This is a genomic window from Streptomyces sp. NPDC005266 (assembly GCF_040607655.1).
Classification (GTDB): Bacteria; Actinomycetota; Actinomycetes; order Streptomycetales; family Streptomycetaceae; genus Streptomyces.
Genome location: NZ_JBEXHC010000008.1, coordinates 141,386 through 160,461, shown reverse-complemented (window position 1 = coordinate 160,461; position 19,076 = coordinate 141,386). Strand labels below are relative to the sequence as shown.

General features: G+C 72.4%; 16 protein-coding genes and 1 pseudogene. 6 read left to right on the top strand and 11 right to left on the bottom strand.

Annotated features, from left to right (window positions below):
- The first annotated feature begins 223 nt into the window (after nt 1-223).
- The gene (locus ABZU99_RS17935) at nt 224-1,060 is read left to right on the top strand and encodes a hypothetical protein (RefSeq protein WP_355953203.1); all 837 of its coding nucleotides are present in this window, start codon (nt 224-226) and stop codon (nt 1,058-1,060) included.
- Nucleotides 1,061-1,299: 239 nt separating this feature from the next.
- On the opposite strand, the gene ABZU99_RS17930 is transcribed toward ABZU99_RS17935, so the two are convergent.
- Complete coding sequence (locus ABZU99_RS17930) at nt 1,300-1,929, bottom strand: GntR family transcriptional regulator (RefSeq protein WP_355953201.1); 630 nt, start codon at nt 1,927-1,929, stop codon at nt 1,300-1,302.
- 387 nt (nt 1,930-2,316) lie between these two features.
- On the opposite strand from ABZU99_RS17930, the gene ABZU99_RS17925 reads away from it, so the two are divergent.
- Complete coding sequence (locus ABZU99_RS17925) at nt 2,317-3,477, top strand: DUF2637 domain-containing protein (protein WP_355953094.1); 1,161 nt, start codon at nt 2,317-2,319, stop codon at nt 3,475-3,477.
- 113 nt (nt 3,478-3,590) lie between these two features.
- On the opposite strand, the gene ABZU99_RS17920 is transcribed toward ABZU99_RS17925, so the two are convergent.
- A complete protein-coding gene (locus ABZU99_RS17920; RefSeq protein ID WP_356044814.1) occupies nt 3,591-4,007 on the bottom strand; it encodes an ATP-binding protein in 417 nt (138 codons plus the stop codon).
- A 244-nt stretch (nt 4,008-4,251) separates the two neighbouring features.
- On the opposite strand from ABZU99_RS17920, the gene ABZU99_RS17915 reads away from it, so the two are divergent.
- The gene (locus tag ABZU99_RS17915; protein WP_356044817.1) at nt 4,252-7,398 is read left to right on the top strand and encodes a glycoside hydrolase family 38 C-terminal domain-containing protein; all 3,147 of its coding nucleotides are present in this window, start codon (nt 4,252-4,254) and stop codon (nt 7,396-7,398) included.
- 61 nt (nt 7,399-7,459) lie between these two features.
- Here ABZU99_RS17915 and ABZU99_RS17910 read toward each other — a convergent pair whose 3' ends face one another.
- The 4 genes from ABZU99_RS17910 to ABZU99_RS17895 form a co-directional block, all read right to left on the bottom strand.
- Nucleotides 7,460-7,663, bottom strand: coding sequence for a hypothetical protein (locus ABZU99_RS17910; protein ID WP_356044820.1), 204 nt, complete (start codon nt 7,661-7,663; stop codon nt 7,460-7,462).
- Nucleotides 7,664-7,827: 164 nt separating this feature from the next.
- The gene (locus tag ABZU99_RS17905; RefSeq protein WP_355953079.1) at nt 7,828-9,570 is read right to left on the bottom strand and encodes a pyruvate dehydrogenase; all 1,743 of its coding nucleotides are present in this window, start codon (nt 9,568-9,570) and stop codon (nt 7,828-7,830) included.
- 73 nt (nt 9,571-9,643) lie between these two features.
- Complete coding sequence (locus ABZU99_RS17900) at nt 9,644-11,044, bottom strand: protein phosphatase 2C domain-containing protein (protein WP_356227878.1); 1,401 nt, start codon at nt 11,042-11,044, stop codon at nt 9,644-9,646.
- 76 nt (nt 11,045-11,120) lie between these two features.
- Complete coding sequence (locus ABZU99_RS17895) at nt 11,121-12,572, bottom strand: NAD(P)/FAD-dependent oxidoreductase (RefSeq protein WP_356044826.1); 1,452 nt, start codon at nt 12,570-12,572, stop codon at nt 11,121-11,123.
- Between the two features lie 170 nt (nt 12,573-12,742).
- Here ABZU99_RS17895 and ABZU99_RS17890 point away from each other — a divergent pair, with 170 nt between their 5' ends.
- Entirely contained in the window at nt 12,743-13,141 is a 399-nt protein-coding gene (locus tag ABZU99_RS17890) for a PPOX class F420-dependent oxidoreductase (protein ID WP_355953069.1), read from the top strand.
- Between the two features lie 64 nt (nt 13,142-13,205).
- Here the strand turns inward: ABZU99_RS17890 and rsgA are convergent, their stop codons facing one another.
- Both rsgA and ABZU99_RS17880 read right to left on the bottom strand, forming a co-directional pair.
- Nucleotides 13,206-14,375: a ribosome small subunit-dependent GTPase A gene (gene rsgA, locus ABZU99_RS17885; RefSeq protein ID WP_356044829.1), complete on the bottom strand. Its 1,170-nt coding sequence runs from the start codon at nt 14,373-14,375 to the stop codon at nt 13,206-13,208.
- A gap of 248 nt (nt 14,376-14,623) precedes the next feature.
- Nucleotides 14,624-15,051 (bottom strand): annotated as a pseudogene (locus ABZU99_RS17880) (hypothetical protein); the annotation flags it as partial.
- Between the two features lie 232 nt (nt 15,052-15,283).
- Here ABZU99_RS17880 and ABZU99_RS17875 point away from each other — a divergent pair.
- Together ABZU99_RS17875 and ABZU99_RS17870 are read left to right on the top strand one after the other, a co-directional pair.
- Complete coding sequence (locus ABZU99_RS17875) at nt 15,284-15,562, top strand: hypothetical protein (protein WP_356044832.1); 279 nt, start codon at nt 15,284-15,286, stop codon at nt 15,560-15,562.
- A complete protein-coding gene (locus ABZU99_RS17870) occupies nt 15,559-15,951 on the top strand; it encodes a PIN domain-containing protein (RefSeq protein WP_356044835.1) in 393 nt (130 codons plus the stop codon). Before ABZU99_RS17875 ends, ABZU99_RS17870 begins: the two co-directional genes overlap by 4 nt.
- 231 nt (nt 15,952-16,182) lie before the next feature.
- On the opposite strand, the gene ABZU99_RS17865 is transcribed toward ABZU99_RS17870, so the two are convergent.
- The 3 genes from ABZU99_RS17865 to ABZU99_RS17855 form a co-directional block, all read right to left on the bottom strand.
- Nucleotides 16,183-16,506: a hypothetical protein gene (locus ABZU99_RS17865; protein ID WP_356044838.1), complete on the bottom strand. Its 324-nt coding sequence runs from the start codon at nt 16,504-16,506 to the stop codon at nt 16,183-16,185.
- Between the two features lie 31 nt (nt 16,507-16,537).
- The gene (locus ABZU99_RS17860) at nt 16,538-17,857 is read right to left on the bottom strand and encodes a YihY/virulence factor BrkB family protein (protein ID WP_356044841.1); all 1,320 of its coding nucleotides are present in this window, start codon (nt 17,855-17,857) and stop codon (nt 16,538-16,540) included.
- A 214-nt stretch (nt 17,858-18,071) separates the two neighbouring features.
- Complete coding sequence (locus ABZU99_RS17855) at nt 18,072-18,668, bottom strand: hypothetical protein (RefSeq protein ID WP_356044843.1); 597 nt, start codon at nt 18,666-18,668, stop codon at nt 18,072-18,074.
- Nucleotides 18,669-19,076 lie beyond the last annotated feature (408 nt).

Genomic DNA, 19,076 nt, shown 5'->3' with positions numbered 1-19,076 from the left:
AGCGGGCCGACGCAGGATCCGACGCAGGAGCCAACGAGCTCCCACAAGCCCCGTACACGCCCCCGCGCCCCACGCGCGCCTCAAGGAGCCACCTCTTTCACGGCCGGTTTGTGAATTCATTCACACCAACCCCTTGGCCCCGCCCGCGCATTCATGCTGAGATTCGGCTCACGGCTTCCGGCTCGATGGTGCGCTTGGGGAGGGCAATGTGGCGGACACCGCCATGTCACCACCTGGATCGTCAAACTCCGGCTCCGAGGTACCAGAGGTACCAGCGGAGCGCGTGGACGACCCGCTCGACACGGCGGTCTGGCGGCTGCGCTCACGCGGCTGCTGGAAGGACGCCGCCGAGCTGCTCACCCCGTACGCCGCGGCCGACGCCACGGCGGCGCTCCGGCGCAGCGTCGTCCTGATCGAACGGTGCATGTACACCTCTCAGGGGTGGGACGCCGCCGAGGACGCGCTCCGGGCGGCCGAGGCGCTCGCGCTCACCGACTCCCAGCGGGGCGCCACGGCGTGCGAGCGGGGTTATCTGGCCTACGCGTCCACGCTGCTCGGCGTCCGCGACCGGGCCGACGAGGCACGGACCGCCCTCGGCCGCGCCGCCGCGCTGCTCTCGCCCGGCTCCCCGGTCCGCCCGGTGCTGGACTTCCGGCGCGGCCTGATCTCCCAGCATCTCGCCCACAACCCGACCGGAGCCCAGGCCGCCTTCCAGCGCGCCCACGCGGGCGCGGCCACCCACGGCGACGACCTTCTGCGCTCCTTCACCTGGCGGTATCTGGCCGCCATGGCGGAAGAGGAGGGCGACCTCGCCGCGGCCCGGCACGGCTTCGCCGAGTCGCTGCGCATCCGCGAAGAGCTGGGCTACCTGGTCGGCATCGCCCCGGCCCTGGCCGCCCTGGCCGATGTGGAACCGGAACCGGAGGAAGCCGGCCGCCTCCGTACGGAGGCACGCCGCCTGGTCCGCCTCCTGGGCGGCGTCCCGGTCTGGCTCGCGGACCAGTTAGGACACCGGGAACCCGCCGCCGCATCCGACACACCCGCTCCGGACGGCCCGTGACCGGCCCACACAGCGACGCCCGGACCCGATCGTGGCATGCGCGCGGCGACGCCGGGTGCGGGCTTGTTCCGGGCTGAGGTGCGGTGAGCAACGGGGCGGGCAGCGCCGTCGCCGATGCTCACCGCACACAAACCCGGACGAGGCCGCACCCGACAGACGCCCGAGGCGCCGCGGCGCGAACCGGTCATCCCGGCCTGAGGCCGGCCCTTCACCTGACGGGCCGACCTCAGGCCGGCCCGTCAGGTGAAGTGGTCGCGGACCAGTGACTCGACGGTGCCGAGGTCGCCGGCGGAGAGGGCGTCGAGCAGGGCCATGTGCTCGGCCGCGTCGGCGACGAGGTCGGCGGTGCGGACCGCGCGGCCGCAGGCCAGGGGCCACTGGGCCCGGCGGTGCAGCTCGTCGGCGACGATGACGAGCTGCTGGTTCCCGGCGATGCCGAGCACAGTCTGGTGGAACGTACGGTCCGCTTCCAGATACGCGGCACGGTCGCCCTTCGCGGCGGCCGCCGCCGTCGCCTCGGCGAAGGGACGCAGGGCCGCCCAGCGCTCGGGGGCGATCACCCGCGCCAGGCTGAGCATCACGGGGACCTCCAGCAGGGCACGCACCTCGGCGAGCTCGGCCAGCTCGCGCGCGCTGCGCCGGGCCACCCGGAAGCCCCGGTTCGGCACCACCTCGACGGCTCCCTCACCCGCGAGCTGCTGCATGGCCTCCCGTACCGGGGTGGGCGAGACGCCGAAGCGCTCGGCGAGGACCGGAGCGGAGTACACCTCGCCCGGGGCGAGCTCGCCACCGGCCAGGGCGTCCCGCAGGGCGTCCAGGATCTGCCCGCGCACGGAGTGGCGGCGGGGGGACCTGCGCGCGGCGGGCAGGCCGGACGGCTGCCACGGCTCCGCTGCCGCTCCGGCTTCGACCTGCTCCACTCGGGTCCTCCTGACGTCCGAGCGAAACGATATGCGGACGCCGCCCGAGGTCAAAGCCCATGTACACAATCAAGGCGGAGCCGACCCGGCACCGCGCCGGACACCGGGTCCCAGGCGATCACTCGGATTACCCGCGATGGCCTTCCGTGAATAGAATCAAGCCGCTTGCACAGAGCGAGCGTTCGAACCGTATCGCACCTATCCGCGTGTCCCCCCGCCCACTTGGCGGCCTCTTGGCCAGAAACCACTCGAGGCCCGGCAGGATTCCGCCAGGATGTCGCGCGAGTAGGGCCGTACCGCGGCCAGAACTTCACGGAAGCGAGACAAGGACACCGGATGAGACTTTCCGACATATCGCTGGGCTGGGCCCTGCCAGTCGTCGTGGCACTCGCCGGCGTCGTGGGGGCGGCGGTGGTCCTCGCGCGCGGCCGCAACGGCAAGAAGGACGACGCCATCACGGACTCCTGGGAGCGCAGCGAGGAGCGCCGCCGCCGTAAGGAGGCCATCTACGGTATGGCCTCCTATGTGCTGCTGTTCTGCTGCGCCGGAGTGGCCGCCGCCCTCTCCTTCCAGGGCCTGGTGGGCTTCGGCCGGGAGAACCTGGCGCTGACGAACGGCTGGGAGTACCTGGTGCCGTTCGGGCTCGACGGCGCGGCGATGTTCTGCTCGGTGCTGGCGGTGCGCGAGGCCAGCCACGGCGACGCGGCGCTCGGTTCACGGCTGCTGGTGTGGCTGTTCGCGGGCGCGGCGGCCTGGTTCAACTGGGTGCACGCGCCGCGCGGCTTCGGCCACGCGGGCGCCCCGCAGTTCTTCGCGGGCATGTCGCTGTCGGCCGCGGTCCTCTTCGACCGCGCGCTCAAGCAGACCCGCCGCTCGGCGCTGCGCGAGCAGGGCCTGGTGCCGCGGCCGCTGCCGCAGATCCGTATCGTCCGCTGGCTGCGCGCGCCCCGGGAGACCTTCGCCGCGTGGTCGCTGATGCTGCTGGAGGGTGTGCGGACGCTGGACGAGGCGGTCGAAGAGGTCCGGGAGGACCGGCGCCAGAACGAGCACAACCGCAACCGCCGGCGGGAGCAGGAGAAGCTGGACCGGGCCCGGATCCGGGCGCTGAACCGGCAGCACCGGGCGTGGGGGCGGCGAGGCGGCCGTCAGGTGGAGGTCTCCGGCCCCACCGGGCAGCCGGCGCAGCTCGGTTCGGAGCCCGCTCTGGAGGAGAAGGTGCTGGAGAGCGCCGGAGCCGCGGAGCCGGGGCGGTTGTCCGCGTCCTCCGCCCGGCCCGCCCTGCAGTCCGCGGGCATCGGTGAGTCCGACAGCCGGGACCGCGACAGCGACTGGGACCGCGATCGGGATTTCAGCTTCGGCTTCGGTGACAAGGGCAAGGACGCCGAGGCCGACAATCCCCGCACCATCGACCTCACCGCCGAGGACGACACCCTCACGATTCCGCGGCTGGACTCCCTGGAGGCGAAGCTCGCGCAGATCGAGCGCGCCTTCGGCTGAGCGGACGGGACGGGGCGAGGACATCGGTCCTGGACACCGGTCCTCGCCCGCCGCCCGCTCAGGGGGTGTCCGCCGCCCGCTCAGGGGGTGTCCGCGCCCACGCGCGGACGGCGCTACGGCTCCCCGTCCGCTCGCAGCTCGAACCACAGGACCTTGCCCACCCCGTGTGCCCGGACGCCCCATGCGTCGGCGAGCGTATGCACCAGCAGCAGTCCGCGCCCGGAGGTGTCGGCCTGCGACGGGTGGGCGCGCAGCGTCGGGTGCCGGGACACGAAGTCCCGCACCTCGACCCGTAATCGGCCGGCGACGCGCGCGCCCGGCCCGTCCCCGAGCGTGGCCGTGACATGGGCGCCGCGGCCGGTGTGCACCAGCGCGTTGGTCACCAGCTCGCTGGTGAGCAGCTCGGCTAGATCGGCCCGGCCCGGCCCGCCCCAGTGCCGCAGCAGCTCGCGCAGCTCCGCGCGGACCTCCGCGACCGCGGAGAGGTCGTCACGCGCCAATGGCTTGCTGAGGACCGGGCCCCGCTCCACCTGGACAGCCTCCGCAGCCTTCGCCCTCGGATCCGGACGACCGGGCGACCGGCCCCGCCGTACAGGTACAGGCTGACGCTTCATCCTCCCCCGCTCCGGCCGCTCTTGGCGCGGCCAGCGTCGAATGTCGTAGAACACGCTCACGGAATGCATGCCCGCGTGTTGCCATCCACACACCGCGGGAAATGCTGGGAGTGATCCGCTGAGCCGCTGAGCCGGAACGCGCCGAGCCCGAGGAGCCGTGATGCACGACGACCGACCGCTGGTGGAGGGGCGCCTGGACCGGGCGCTGAGCCAGTTCATCAGGCCCGCCCAGTACGCGGAGCACAGGCCGCTCGCGCTGTCCGCGTGGCGCACCCCCGGGGAGCCGGTGCCGGTCGCGGAGGCGCTCGCGGGGACGTACGAGGCGTTCGAGCCCGGCACGGACTGGGGCAGTCCCTGGTCGACGTGGTGGTTCCGGCTGGAGGGCGCGGTGCCCGCGGAGTGGGCGGGGCGGCGGGTCGAGGCCGTCATCGACCCGGGGTTCACCGGCGACGCGCCGGGCTTCCAGGCCGAGGGCCTGGTGTACGACGCGCACGGGGTGCCGCTCAAGGGCGTCCATCCGCGCAACCGCCATGTGCCGATCGCGTCCCCGGCGGCCGGCGGTGAACCGGTGCGGCTGCTGCTGGAGGCGGCCGCCAACCCGGCCGTGCTGCGCGACGGTTTCACCCCGACCCCGCTGGGCGACGTGCTGACCGCCGGGGACCGGCCGCTGTACCGCTTCGCCTCGGCGGATCTCGCCGTCCTCGACGAGGACGTCTGGCATTTGGTCCTGGACATCGAGGTGCTGTCGGAGCTGATGCGCGAGCTGCCCGAGGACCGGCCGCGCCGCCATGAGATCCTGCGCGCCCTGGAGAACGCGCTGGACGCGCTCGACCTGCACGATGTGTCCGGCACCGCGGCCGCCGCCCGCGCCGAGCTGGCCGAGGCGCTCAGCCGCCCCGCGCACGCCAGCGCGCACCGGGTCTCGGCCGCCGGGCACGCCCATATCGACTCTGCCTGGCTGTGGCCGCTGCGCGAGACCGTGCGCAAGGCGTCCCGCACCTTCGCCAATGTCACCGCGCTCGCGGAGGACTACCCGGAGCTGGTCTTCGCGTGCTCACAGGCGCAGCAGTACGCCTGGGTCAAGGAGCATCAGCCGCACATCTGGGAGCGGATCAAGAAGGCGGTGGCGGAGGGCAACTGGGCGCCGGTGGGCTCGATGTGGGTCGAGTCGGACGCCAATATGCCCGGCGGCGAGGCGCTGGCCCGGCAGATCGTGCACGGCAAGCGGTTCTTCCTGGAGGAGCTGGGGGTGGACACCGAGGAGATCTGGCTGCCGGACTCCTTCGGCTACACGGCCGCCTTCCCGCAGCTGGCCAAACTGGCCGGGGTGAAGTGGTTCCTCACCCAGAAGCTGTCGTGGAACCAGTCCAACAAGATGCCGCACCACACCTTCTGGTGGGAGGGCATCGACGGCACCCGTGTCTTCACCCACTTCCCGCCCGTGGACACCTACAACGCCCAGTTTCATGCGAGTGAACTGGCCCATGCGGAGAGGAACTTCGCCGACAAGGGGCTCGCGACCCGCTCCCTGGTGCCGTTCGGCCATGGCGACGGCGGGGGCGGCCCGACCCGCGAGATGCTGGAGAAGGCGCGGCGGCTCACCGATCTGGAGGGCTCGCCGCGCGTCGAGATCCACAAGCCCTCCGTGTTCTTCACGGAGGCGGAGCGCGAGTACGGGGCCAAGGCGCCGGTGTGGTCGGGCGAGCTGTATCTGGAGCTGCACCGGGCCACGTACACCACGCAGGCCAAGACCAAGCAGGGCAACCGGCGCAGCGAACATCTGCTGCGGGAGGCGGAGTTGTGGGCCACGGCGGCCACGCTCCACGCCGACGGCTACGTCTATCCGTACGACGCCCTGGACCGGATCTGGAAGACCGTGCTGCTGCACCAGTTCCATGACATCCTGCCGGGCTCCTCGATCGCCTGGGTGCACCGCGAGGCGCGCGAGACCTATGAGCGGGTGCGCGCGGAGCTGGAGGAGATCATCGCGACGGCGGTGGCGGCGCTGGGCGGCACCGGGCCCGCCGTGCTCAACGCCTCGCCGTACGAGCGCGAGGAGGTCACCGTGGTCGACGCGGAGACCGCCGCCGCGCTGCCGCCAAAGGCCCCGGTCCAGCCGCTGGCCGACGGGCGCGCGGCGGTCGCGGTGCGGGTGGCCGGGCTGGGCGCGGCGCCGCTGGCCGCCGAGCGGGCCCTCGCCGCCGAGCCGTCCCGGGCCCCGGTGACCGCGCTGAGCGACGGCCACTCCATCGTCCTCGACAACGACCGGCTGCGGGTGGCCATCGACGCCGACGGGCTGCTCACCTCGGTGCTGGACCTGGACGCGGGCCGCGAGGCGCTGGCCCCCGGCGCGCGCGGCAATCTCCTCCAGCTCCACCCCGACCACCCCAACCACTGGGACGCCTGGGACATCGACCGGCACTATCTGCGCGCCCACACCGACCTCACCGCCGCCGAGTCCGTCGAGCTAACCGAGTCGGGGCCGCTGCGCGCCACGGTCCGGGTCGTACGGTCCTTCGGCGCCTCCCGCGTCGTCCAGGACATCACCCTGGCCGCGGGCAGCCGCCAGGTGGACATCGCCACGGAGGTGGACTGGCAGGAGTCGGAGAAGGTCCTCAAGGCAGCGTTCCCGCTGGACGTCCACGCCCGGGTGTCCACCGCGGAGATCCAGTTCGGCCATGTGGACCGTGCCACGCACACCAACACCAGCTGGGACGCGGCCCGGTTCGAGATCTGCGCCCACCGCTGGCTGCGCGTCGCCGAACCCGGGTACGGGGCCGCGCTGCTCAACGACTCGACGTACGGCCACGATGTGACCCGCACCGCGCACGGGACGGCCGAGGGCGAGGTGCTGGGCACCACCGTCCGGCTGACCCTGCTGCGCGCCCCGCACAGCCCCGACCCCGAGACCGACCTCGGCACCCACCGCTTCCGCTACGCGCTGCTGCCGGGCGCGAGCGTCGGCGACGCGGTCGAAGGCGGCCTCGCCCTGAACCTGCCGCTGCGCACCCTCCCCACAGGCCCTTCGGAGCCCGCGCCCCTGGTCTCCGTGGACAACCCCGCGATCACCATCGAGTCGGTCAAGCCGGCCGAGGACCGCAGCGGCGATGTGGTGGTGCGGCTGTACGAGTCCCACGGCGGCCGGGCGGCCGGCACCCTCGTCACCGGCTTCCCGGTTGTCCAAGCGGAGGTGACCGACCTTCTGGAACGCCCCCTCCACCCGGCGGCCACCGGCCCGGCCGGCCTGACCCTCACCCTGCGCCCGCACCAGATCCTCACCCTCCGGCTGCGGCCGGTGTCCGGGTAGGGGGAGCCGTCCGAGTCGGCGATCACCCCCAAATCGGCTGAATTACTGTCTTGCTGTCTCATCAACCGGTATGTTCCTCGTCGTCGACACTCCGCTGCGCGGCGCCGAGGACGGCGATGAGCCGCTCGATCTCGGCGGCGCTGGTGGCCGGCGCGACGCCTTTCTTGACCAGGCGTGTGTAGTGGGTCATCCAGTACAGCCGTGGCAGCTCCGGCGCGAGCCGGAGCACCAGCCCCACCACGACGGCGACCACCGCGCCGATCACGATCCGGCCGAGGCCGGTCGCGCCGGTGGCCGCGGTCGCGGTCGCGGTCGCGGTCGCGGCGCAGAACGCGGCGGCCGGGGCTATCGGGACCGGGCGAAGGGCAAGCCCATCACCAAGCCCACGACACAGCCGCCGATCCCGCAGTGGGGCTCCACCGAGGGCCCCTAAGGGCGCGGGATGTTACGGAGGTTGGAGCGGGCCATCTGGGCCATCCGGCCGACGCCGCCCTCCAGCACCATCTTGCTCGCCGACAGCGCGAATCCCGTCACCATCTCCGCCTTGATCTTCGGCGGGATGGACAGCGCGTTGGGGTCGGTGACGATGTCCAGGAGCGCGGGTCCCTTGTGGTGCAGGGCGGCCCGCAGCGCGGAGTGCAGATGCTTCGGCTTCTCCACGCGCTCGGCGTACACCCCGGCGGCGATGGCCATCTTGGCGAAGTCGGGGTTGTGGTTGGCCGTGCCGTGCGCGGGCAGGCCCGATACCAGCATCTCCAGCTCGACCATGCTCAGCGAGGAGTTGTTGAAGATGATCACCTTGACCGGCAGGTCGTACTGGACGAGGGTGAGGAAGTCGCCCATCAGCATGGTGAATCCGCCGTCGCCGCACATGGCGATGACCTGGCGGCGGCGGTCCAGGAACTGGGCGCCGATGGCCTGCGGCAGGGCGTTGGCCATGGAGCCGTGGGTGAAGGAGCCGATGACCCGGCGGCGGCCGTTGGGGGTGATGTAGCGGGAGGCCCAGACGTTGCACATGCCGGTGTCGACGGTGAAGACGGCGTTGGCCGCCGCCTCCTCGTCCAGCACCGAGGCGACGTACTCCGGGTGGATCGGGATGTGCTTCTCGACCTTGCGGGTGTACGCCTTGACCACGCCCTCCAGATGGTCCGCGTGCTTCTTCAGCATCCGGTCGAGGAAGCGGCGGTCGGTCTTGTCGCGCACCTTGGGCGTCAGACAGCGCAGCGTCTCGCGGACGTCACCCCAGACGGCGAGGTCGAGCTTGGAGCGGCGTCCCAGATGTTCGGGGCGGATGTCGACCTGGACGGTCCTCACGTCCTGGGGGAGGAAGGCGCCGTACGGGAAGTCGGTGCCCAGCAGGAGCAGCAGATCGCATTCGTGGGTGGCCTCGTAGGCCGCGCCGTAGCCGAGCAGTCCGCTCATGCCGACGTCGTACGGATTGTCGTACTGGATCCACTCCTTGCCGCGCAGCGCGTGCCCCACCGGCGCCTTCACCCGCTCGGCGAAGGCCATCACCTCGTCGTGCGCCCCGGCGCAGCCGCTGCCGCAGAAGAGGGTCACCCGTGCGGCCTCGTCGACCATGCGCGCGAGCGCGTCGACGTCGGCGTCGCTCGGGCGCACCGTGGGGCGCGAGGTCACCAGGGCGTGCTCCTCGGCGCGCTCGGGCGCCGGGCGGGCGGCGATGTCGCCGGGCATCGAGACGACGCTGACCCCGCCGCGGCCGATGGCGTGCTGGATGGCGGTCTGCAGGACCCGCGGCATCTGCTGGGGGCTGGAGATCAGTTCGCAGTAGTGGCTGCACTCCTGGAACAGCTGGTCGGGGTGGGTCTCCTGGAAGTAGCCGGTGCCGATCTCGCTGCTGGGGATCTGCGCGGCGATGGCGAGGACCGGGGCGAAGGAGCGATGGGCGTCGTAGAGGCCGTTGATCAGATGCAGATTTCCGGGGCCGCAGGAGCCCGCGCAGGCGGCGAGGGTGCCGGTCAGCTGGGCCTCGGCGCCGGCGGCGAAGGCGGCGACCTCCTCGTGCCGGACCTGGATCCACTCGATGGCGGCGCTACGGCGGACCGCGTCCACCACGGGGTTGAGGCTGTCGCCGACCACTCCGTACAGCCGCCGGACCCCGGTGCGCACCAGGATGTCCACGCATTGCTCCGCCACGGTCTGCTTGGCCATCTCGCGCCCTCGTTCCTTGTCGCCCGGGTCGTCAGGTCTGTCACCCCTGTCCATCAACCCATGGACGACGCGCTCACGCCTCCCAGACGGCCGCCGCTGTACGGTCGTCGGCGTATCCCTTCACCCGGGTCTGGGCATCCGCAAGGAAGGCGGCCAAGCCCGGCGGCTCCGCCGCGGCCCAGCGTCCGGCCAAGTGACCGGCCAGGCCCGTCGCCTCGCGCAGCGGCTCCGCGAACCCCGCGCCGCACAGCAGCAGGGTGTCGCCCGGTCGGGCGACGGAGGTCCGGAAGAGGAAGGGGCCGGGAGTGGCATTCGGCCGCGCGGGGGACGGCTCGGCGTCCGGGGCCGTGGACGGGGCCGTCGGCGACGGCTCGCGGCCGGGCGGCGACGGCTCGCGGCCGGGCGGCGACGGCTCGCGGCCGGCCGGCGGGGCGGGTGAGCCGCCACCGTAGCCGAGCACGGGCCCGCCCACGGTGTCCCCCTCCCGTTCGGCGGGCTCCAGGTCCTGCCAGGCGCCCTCGCGCAGCCGGAACAGACCGCCCCCGCCCACCCCGAAGAACACCCGGGTGCGGCAGGCGGGATGGGCCGGGAGCAGCAGACAGCGCACCGACGCGCTGTACTCGGCCGGGTCGAGGCCCCGTTCGGCCGCGCGGGCGCGCAGCCGGCCGTAGCCGCGGTCGGTGAGCCGGTGCAGCCCTGACTTGAGCGCGCCACGGTTGGCGGTGTGGATGTCCTCCGCCAGCCGGACCCGGCTGCGGCCGATCGCCTTGCCGATCCACTCGCACATCTCGCGCGCCGCCCGGTGCGCCCCCGGGACCGCCCGTACCCCGCTGGCCACCGCCACCAGGAGCAGCGCGCTGTCCCCGGTCCCGAACCGGGCCGTGAGCAGCGCGTCGCGTCGCGGCTCGCCACAGGAGCGGGCCGCGTCGCCCCGCAGGGAGGCGGCGCGGAGCGTGAGCGTGCCGTAGCGGGCGCCGTCGAGCACGGTGTCGGGGACCAGATCCGCGAGCCCCTCGGGGTCGGCGACGGGGAGGGTGGTCGGCTCGGCCTCGTACGCGGGCGGGCCCTCTCCGACGAATCCGGCCGTGGCGGCCCGCCAGGGACGGGCGGGGTCAGGGGGCGGGGGCGGGGTGCCCGCCGGGGAGGGGGAGGGCGGTGCGACACCGGGCCCCTCGCCGCCGTCGGGAGATCGCCACCCCTGCGGGCCACCTCCCGCGACGGCGTCCGAGCCCGGTGCGGCACCGCCCGGCTCACCACCGGGTCGCGGGCCCCAGGGGGCGCCCGCGGCGGGCCGCCGGCCGCCCGCGTCGCTGTCGGTGCCGTCTTCGGCGCCGGCGAGCGTGCGGGACGCCGAGTCGAAGCGGTCGTCGACGGAGTCCGCCACCGCGGCGGGCCCCGCATCGGCCCGCCGCGGATCGTACAACTCGCCCCACCAGTCGTCCTCGTGACCGCGTCGCTCCCCCTGCTGGCTCATCCCCACATTGTCCACATGGAGGCTTCGCGGCAACACCACGCGAGGGTTCGGGCATAGGTCCGGGCCCGGGGACGCCCTACCCCCGATACTCCTCCAGCAGCCGCAGCCACACCTCGCTCACCGTCGGGAACGACGGCACCGCATGCCACAGCCGCTCCACCGGCACCTCTCCCGCCACCGCCACCGTCGCCGAGTGCAGCAGCTCCCCGACCCCCGGGCCCACGAACGTCACCCCGATCAGATGGCCCCGGTCCAGGTCGACGACCATGCGGGCCCGGCCCCGGTAGCCGTCCCCGTAGAGCGCGGCGCCCGAGACCCGGCCGATGTCGTAGTCGACGACCCGGACGCTGCGGCCCGCGGCCTTGGCCTGGTCCGCGGTCAGGCCGACCGCCGCGACTTCCGGGTCGGTGAAGATGACCTGGGGCACGGCCACCTTGTCGGCGGTGGCCGCGTGGGCGCCCCAGCGGTCGGTGTCCAGCAGGGGGACGCCTCGCGCCCGCGCCCCGATCGCCGCGCCCGCGATCCGTGCCTGGTATTTGCCCTGGTGGGTGAGGAGCGCCCGGTGGTTGACATCGCCCGCCGCGTAGAGCCAGCCGTCCGGGACGCCCTCCACCCGGCAGGTGTCGTCGACGTTCAGCCAGCGCCCCGGTTTGAGCCCGACCGTCTCCAGGCCCACGTCGTCGGTGCGCGGGGCGCGCCCGGTGGCGAAGAGCACTTCGTCGGCCTCCAGTTCCTCCCCGGTGTCGAGGGTCACGGTGACCGTCCCCTTGTCCCCGTCCCGCCGGGCGATGGCGGTCACGGACGTACCGGTACGGAGGTCGACCCCGGCCTCGGTCAGCGTCTCGGCGACGAGTTCGCCCGCGAAGGGCTCGATGCGGTCCAGCAGCCCGGAGCCGCGCACCAGCATGGTGACGCGCGCCCCGAGGCCGTTGTAGGCAGTCGCCATCTCGGCGGCCACGACGCCACCGCCCACCACGATCAGCCGCCCCGGCACCGTCGAGGAGCTGGTGGCCTCGCGGCTGGTCCAGGGGCGGGCCTCGATGAGGCCGGGCAGATCGGGAAGCCGGGCCCGGCTGCCGGTGCAGATCGCCACGGCGTGCCGGGCGGTGAGGAAGCGCTCGTCGCCGTCGGAGCCGTTCGGCCCCGCCACGGCGACCCGGCGCGGCTCGACCAGCCGGCCGTGACCGCGGACGAAGTCGATACCGGCCGATTCCAGCCAGGCGATCTGGCCGTCGTCCTTCCAGTGCGAGACCAAGGCGTCACGGTGAGCGAAGACCTCGGCGGCGTCCAGGGCCCCGCCGACCGACGCCCGCAGCCCGGGGACGCGGCGCGCCTCGGCGCGTGCGAGGACCGGGCGCAGCAGCGCCTTACTGGGAACGCAGGCCCAGTACGAACACTCGCCGCCGACCAGCTCGCTCTCGACGATCACCGTGGAGAGCCCGGCCGCGCGGGTCCGGTCGGCCAGGTTCTCGCCGACCGGGCCGGCGCCCAGGACGATGACGTCGTACTCATCCTTGGCGTCGCTCATCGCAACCCGCTCTCTGCCGACTCCGGCGGTGTGATCGGTTCGGGGCGCCTTGGGCCATCCTCGCGCCGAGTCACCGCCAGGAGCCACCCGAATCGGCATTGCGGCCACCGGAGCGGCGTGCCGGTCCTGCGCCCGATGCGGGCGGCGGCCCCGCGCGCGACAGTGATGCCATGAGTGTTTTCACCGAACCCGAGCGCGGCTATCTCGCGACGCAGCGGATCGGCCGGCTGGCCACCGTGGACGCGCACGGCCAGCCGCAGGCGAACCCGGTGGGCTTCTCCCTCAACGAGGACGGCACCCTCGACATCGGCGGCCTCGCCATGGGCAAGACGAAGAAGTGGCGCAACGCGGGGCAGAACCCGAAGGTGGCGCTGGTGGTCGACAGCATCGTGAGCGAGCGGCCGTGGATGGTGTGCGGGATCGAGATCCGCGGTGAGGCGGAGCGGCGCACGGGCCCGCACGACCTCGGCGCCCATATGAGCGACGAGGTCATCCGCATTCATCCGCGCTGGGTGTACAGCTGGGGACTGGAGGACGCGCCCGAGCCCGCCAGCCGCACCGTGAGCTGACCGGCCGGCCGGACCAGGTCGGTCCGCCGCGACCGGCCAGCCGGTGACGGCCGTACTACGGCTGCTACGGCTTGCGCTGCGGCCCGCGCTTGCGCTCCATCAGGTGGCGCCCGAGCGCCTGGCGCTGCTTCCAGTCGCGCCGCATCTCGGACCGCAGCCGGGCGTCCGTACGGGCCGCGAGCCGTTCGTTCTCGCGCAGCAGCTTGCGGTAGCTCTCCAGCCGTCGCTGCGGCAGCGAGCCGTCGTCGATCGCGGCGAGCACCGCGCACCCCGGCTCCGCCTGGTGCGCGCAGTCGTGGAAGCGGCAGTGCTCGGCGAGCGCCTCCAGTTCGGCGAACGTCTGCGCGACGCCGTCCTCGGCGTCCCACAGCCCGACCCCCCGCAGCCCGGGGGTGTCGATGAGCATCCCGCCCGAGGGCAGGGTCAGCAGATCGCGGGTGGTCGTGGTGTGCCGCCCCTTGCCGTCGCTGTCGCGGATCCCGTGGACGTCCTGGACGGCCTCGCCCACCAGGACGTTGGCCAGCGTCGACTTGCCCGCGCCGGACTGGCCGAGGAGGACGGAGGTGCCCGAACCGAGCACGGCGGCGAGCACGTCCACCCCCTCCCCCGCCGCGGAGCTGACGGGCAGCACCCGCACTCCGGGCGCGGCCGTCTCGACGTCGGAGACGAGATGGCCCAGGGTGCCCGGATCTGGCACCAGGTCGGCCTTGGTGAGGACGACCACCGGCTGGGCACCGCTCTCCCAGGAGAGTGCTGACTTATGCAGCAGTGCCTCACCACTCGAGCAAGACATGGCGAGCGCCAGGAACCGCTCGATCCGCCCGAGGTCCAGTTCGGCCGCGAGCGACACACAGATGACGACGTAATCGATGTTAGTGGCCAGCACCTGGCCCTCGGAACGCTTCGACGACGTCGACCGCACGAAGGCGGTGCGGCGGGGCAGCAGCGTCCGCACATACTGCGGATCGCTCCCTTCAGGATCGACAGCGACCCAGTCCCCGGTGCACACGACCTTCATCGGGTCGCGGGGAACGACGAACTCGGTATCGGCACGGACAACACCGGTAGGCGTGACGACGTCGCACTGGCCACGGTCGACCCGTACCACACGACCGGGCAGGAAGCCCTGCTCGGCGTAGGGAGCGAACTCGGCTTCCCAGCCCTCGTCCCAGCCGTACGGGGCGAGAGGATGCGAGGAGGACGAGGACGAACCCGCGAGAGAAGAGAAAGACAAGGGGGGACCCTTCACAAGGGTGGCCCCGGCACCGCGCTCACGGGCGCGGGAGAAGAGTGAGGTCAGCCGGAGGCCACGGAGGTGGACTGAATGAACTTCCGGATGCGGGCAGCGCCCATCACAGAGACAACCATCGGTCACACCTCCCGTTCCTCACTCGACCGACAGCAGCGGCTAACAGCCACTGCACGAAGCGGGCACAACCCTAGATGCGCGCGCACTCGGGCGCCACCGATTTCCCGACAGGGTCACAGGCCGTGCTGGTCGAGGAGCCACATCAGGTTCCGCCTGCGCTTCTGGCCGACGCGCAGAGCGGCGATGTACGTGGTGAACTTGTCTTCGGTGCCTAGGCGGCCATGGCACTCGCGCATGCTCAGCAGCAGACCGTCAGCTGCACGTAGACGGCGTTGCCCGTCTGTTTCATGAGCGGTCCGGCCAGCCGCAGGTAGACCCCGAGCGCGTCGGCAGGACGGGCGGCGCGTGCCTGGTCCCGCGAGGGCGAGCCGCTGCCGGTCATGCGCACGCGTTTCGGCCGCGGCCCGCCAGGCGGCGTCGACCCGTCGTCGAGCAAGGCATCGACCAGGATCGGGCCGCCGTACCAGGACGGCTGCCGCTGCACGGTGTCAGCGCGCAGCAGCACAAGCGTCTGTTCCCGCTCGGCCTGCCAGCAGCCGGCCGGCGAGGTCGTACCCCGTAGTCCGGCTGAGGGACAGCGCGCGGTTCGCCGTCTCCAGGTCCGCGGCCGCAGGCAGCGCGAGCAGTTCCTCACGTGTCAGCCCACGGGACGCATCGTCGGGCTTGGTGATCACAGAGAATCTGTATCCCGCAAGGCGATACGCCGCATGCATCCCCGTCAAGCCACAACGAATCGCCCATTCGAATAACAAGAGATTTGTTAAAGTGGCTTCATGGCCACCACTCCCGACCCCGCTCCCGGCGAAGGCCCCGTCCGCCCGGTCTCCGTCTCCCTCCACGAAGGCACCATCGCCGCCCTCAAGGCACGCACCGGCAAGCGCGGCATTTCCGCCTACGTCGAAGCCCTCATTCAGCGCCAACTCGAACGCGACCGGCTGCGCGAACTCATCGAAGACGCGGAGACCGAGCACGGGCCACTGGACCAGGCAGCGGTCGAGGCCAAGCGGACCCTCCTGCGCGGTGACACGGCCGACTCGGCGGACGCCGCGTGAGCGGCACACTCGTACTGGACTGCGAAGGCCTGTCCAAGCTCGTGCACCGCACCCCCGAGCTCACCGAATGGCTGGCCGCCGCCGAGGCCGAGGACATCCGCGTCATCACCAGCTCTGTCACCCTCGTCGAAGCCCGCAACCCCAAAACCAACCAGGCCCGCTTCGACTACGCCGTCTCCCGCGTCAACATCGCCCCGCCCACCGAAGCTATCGCCCGCCACGCCAGCAAACTCCTCGCCGCAGCAGGCCTGCACGGCCACAAGTACGCCCTCGACGCCATCGTCGCCGCCACTGCACTCGCTTCACCCGCTCCCGTGACTATCCTGACGTCCGACCCCGAAGACCTCCACATGCTGTGCGGACCGAGAGTCCACGTCATCAAGATCTGACGCAGTACGGTGCCCGGCCAGCCTCGACCTCCGGCTCGCTGCCGCTCAGCGCAGCCCCAGACACTCGGCCCAGGCGTTCTTCCCGCAGCTTCACGATCGCGGGGTACTTGCTGCCCCACGCCTCGCAGAACTTCTGCGTACACCCTGTCTCACCCGGACTCGCTCATATCCCAGATTTGACCAGTGCGTATGGGCCATCTGTAGACCAGCGTCGTCCAGTGGTAGGAGGCTTCAGCGTCCCGTCACCACGAACTTGACGTATCTCCCGATGCCGAGCGTGCGCCGGGCCTCCGCCCGGGTGGTAGCGAGCTCACCGGCCACCCGGACCCGTTCCGCTTCGGCAGCGGTCAACTGCTTCTGGCGTTGTAGTAGCTCGGCCCGCTTGCGCTGGGACTCCACGCTGAGCTGCTGACGCTCGGCAGTGAGTCGCTGCCGTTCATCAGACGTCCGCTTCTGCAGGGCGTCCCGGTCCTGCTGCGCCTTGCCCTCCGCCTGCTTGACCTCGCCGACACGGAACGGGGTAGACCGTGGCCCGGGCCCGCGCCGTGGCGCCACCGATTTACGCGCGCCCGAAGGGAAGCGCGCGCTAGCGGACCGGGCGGTCGTCGCTCGCCGCGCTGTCCTCCGTCGCCCCGTCCTCGGCGGCCCTGACCTCGGGGCGCCGCGGCCCCTGCCGGGGCGCCCGGGGCTCGCCGGACGGCTTGCCCGAGGGCTTCTCGCCGGGCTGCGCGCCGGGCTTCGCGAGGGTCTTGTCCCCGGGTTTCGCGGGGGCGTCCGCCGCGGCCTTTTCGGCGGTCTTCTCGCCCGTGTCGCGCTTTCCGTGCAGCCGGGAGCGTATGTCCGCGTGCGGGAGGAACTGGGCCCAGCGCTCCGGGAACTCCGAGGGCGGGGTGATCTCCGCAGCGCCGTCGTCGGAGGTGCGCTGCTCCCTGGCCCGCGCCCGTGCCGACTCACCCCGGGCGCGGGCGGCGCGCTCCGCGCGGGCGGCGGCCGTGGCCACCGACGGCCAGACCCGGTCGATCGCGGCGTTGACCGCCGCTCCGACCAGCACCGCGAAGGCGGAGACCCCGATCCACAGCAGTACGGCGACGGGGGCGGCCAGCGATCCGTAGATGGTCGGTCCCTCCACCGTGTGGACCAGGTAGATGCGCAGCAGGAAGCTGCCGAGCACCCACATGGCGAGGGCCACCAGCGCCCCGGGGATGTCCTCCCGCCAGGGCGAGCGCACCGGCACCGACACGTGGTAGAGCGTGGTGAGGAAGGCGACGGACAGGATGAGCACCACGGGCCAGTACAGCACCGGGACCAGATCGCCACTGGCCGGCAGGATCTCCACGACCGCCTCGGGGCCGATGACCATCAGCGGCAGCGCCACCGCGCCGATGACGAGCGCGACCAGGTAGAGGAGGAAGGAGAGCAGCCGGGTCCGGACGATCCCGCGCCGCCCCTCCAGCCCGTACATGATGGTGATGGTGTCGACGAACACGTTCACCGCGCGCGATCCGGACCACAGGGCGATGGCGAAGCCGAGCGAGATGACATCGGGCCGGCCGCCCTCGATGACGTCGTCGAGCAGGGGCCGGGCGATCTCCTTGACACCCTGGTCGGACAGCACGGTCCCGGAGGCGTCGAGGATGTTCTGCCGGATGGTGGCGACGGTCTCGGTGCTGGTCCAGGCGTCGAAGTAGCCGAGCAGACCGATCAGGGCCAGCAGCAGCGGGGGCAGCGACAGCAGGGTGAAGAAGGCCGCCTCGGCGGCGAGACCGGTGACCCGGTACTCCATGCAGGAGTGAACGGTGTCCTTCAGTAGCAGCCAGACCATCCTGCGCTTGGACACATTGCGGTACAGGGCGCGGGCCTTGTGGAGCCGGCCGGACGGCTTCGACGGATCTTTTGCTGGCTGCACCTTCTCACCGTATCGGGCGGTTTCACCGTGGCACACCCGGTGACCAGCGATGACCGGCGAGGAACAGCCCGAATCACCGCAGAGGGCGTTGGCGGAGGGGATACCGCGCCGACTCGGCACCGCCCTCCGCCCACTGGGCCCACCGTCGATGCCGGATACAGCCATGCGCAAAGGTTGCGCCGCGTTGCAACCGGCCCCGGACGGGTGATGGGGGTCAGCAGCCTCCGCAGTTGTAGTAGAGCACGTCCCAGTGGTTGCTCTCGCGCGCGTAGATGTTGCCCGAGCCGGACTTGTACTGCTGCGCGCCGTCGCCGGGGCGGGGGCCGATGTTGGTGAAGGTGCGGGTGACGTAGTTGCTGAGGCAGCTGGTGGGACTGAAGTCGAGCTTGTAACCGTTCCAGTGGCTATACGTACCGGACGCGTGCCCGGTCTCCGTGCCGCCGGTGATGGTCAGGGCGCAGCCGCTGGCCTGCTTCAGGGTGATCGCGCCCTGCACGGTGGACAGATTGATCTGCTCGAACGAGGTGCAGGTGGGGTTGTTCCGGTCCGAACAGCCACCGCTGGAGGTCCAGCCGATCCCGGCGGAGCGGAACCGGTTCGCCGCGTCGGAGTGGCTGAGCTTGGTCACGGCGGCCACGGAGGGCGCCGTTGCGGCCGTCGGGGCGGCGGGGGCGGCCGTCGGGGCGGCGGGGGCGGCCGTCGGGGCGGCGGGGGCCGCCGTCGCCGTCTGGGCGGTCACGACACCGGTGGTCGCGAGCACCGCACTGCCGAGCAGGGCGCCGAGCGTGGTCCTGATGCTGGTCACAGCCATGGTCTCCTTCGTCTTCGCAGGTCTTCGAGCATCGGCATCGCGCATCTTCTTCGGGTGGTCCGCTTAGGTTGGTCGCTCGGCTGCCGGGTCGGGACCGGGCGCAGGGCCGGGCGCGGGGAGGGGCGAGGGGACGGGCCCAGGGCCCGACGCAGCACCGGGCGCAGGACCCGACGCAGGGCCAGGCGCAGGACCGGACGCAGGACCGGACGCAGGGACGGGCGCGGCACCGGACGCAGGACCGGACGAGGGGCCGGGCGCAGGGACGGGCGCACGACCGGGCGCACCGGGCGAGGACCAGGCGCAGGGACGGGCGCAGGGCCAGGCGCAGGGACGGGCGCGCGACCGGGCGCAGGGCCCGACGCGGGACCCGACGCAGGGCCAGGCGCAGGACCGGACGCAGGACCCGAC

What these genes read in the sequence shown, in the direction of transcription:
- ABZU99_RS17915 (WP_356044817.1), top strand. Translation starts at nt 4,252, where the DNA reads ATGCACGACGACCGACCGCTGGTGGAGGGGCGCCTGGACCGGGCGCTG.
- ABZU99_RS17925 (WP_355953094.1), top strand. Translation starts at nt 2,317, where the DNA reads ATGAGACTTTCCGACATATCGCTGGGCTGGGCCCTGCCAGTCGTCGTG.
- ABZU99_RS17875 (WP_356044832.1), top strand. Translation starts at nt 15,284, where the DNA reads ATGGCCACCACTCCCGACCCCGCTCCCGGCGAAGGCCCCGTCCGCCCG.
- ABZU99_RS17905 (WP_355953079.1), bottom strand. Translation starts at nt 9,570, where the DNA reads ATGGCCAAGCAGACCGTGGCGGAGCAATGCGTGGACATCCTGGTGCGC.
- ABZU99_RS17855 (WP_356044843.1), bottom strand. Translation starts at nt 18,668, where the DNA reads ATGGCTGTGACCAGCATCAGGACCACGCTCGGCGCCCTGCTCGGCAGT.
- ABZU99_RS17900 (WP_356227878.1), bottom strand. Translation starts at nt 11,044, where the DNA reads ATGAGCCAGCAGGGGGAGCGACGCGGTCACGAGGACGACTGGTGGGGC.
- ABZU99_RS17890 (WP_355953069.1), top strand. Translation starts at nt 12,743, where the DNA reads ATGAGTGTTTTCACCGAACCCGAGCGCGGCTATCTCGCGACGCAGCGG.
- ABZU99_RS17895 (WP_356044826.1), bottom strand. Translation starts at nt 12,572, where the DNA reads ATGAGCGACGCCAAGGATGAGTACGACGTCATCGTCCTGGGCGCCGGC.
- ABZU99_RS17935 (WP_355953203.1), top strand. Translation starts at nt 224, where the DNA reads ATGTCACCACCTGGATCGTCAAACTCCGGCTCCGAGGTACCAGAGGTA.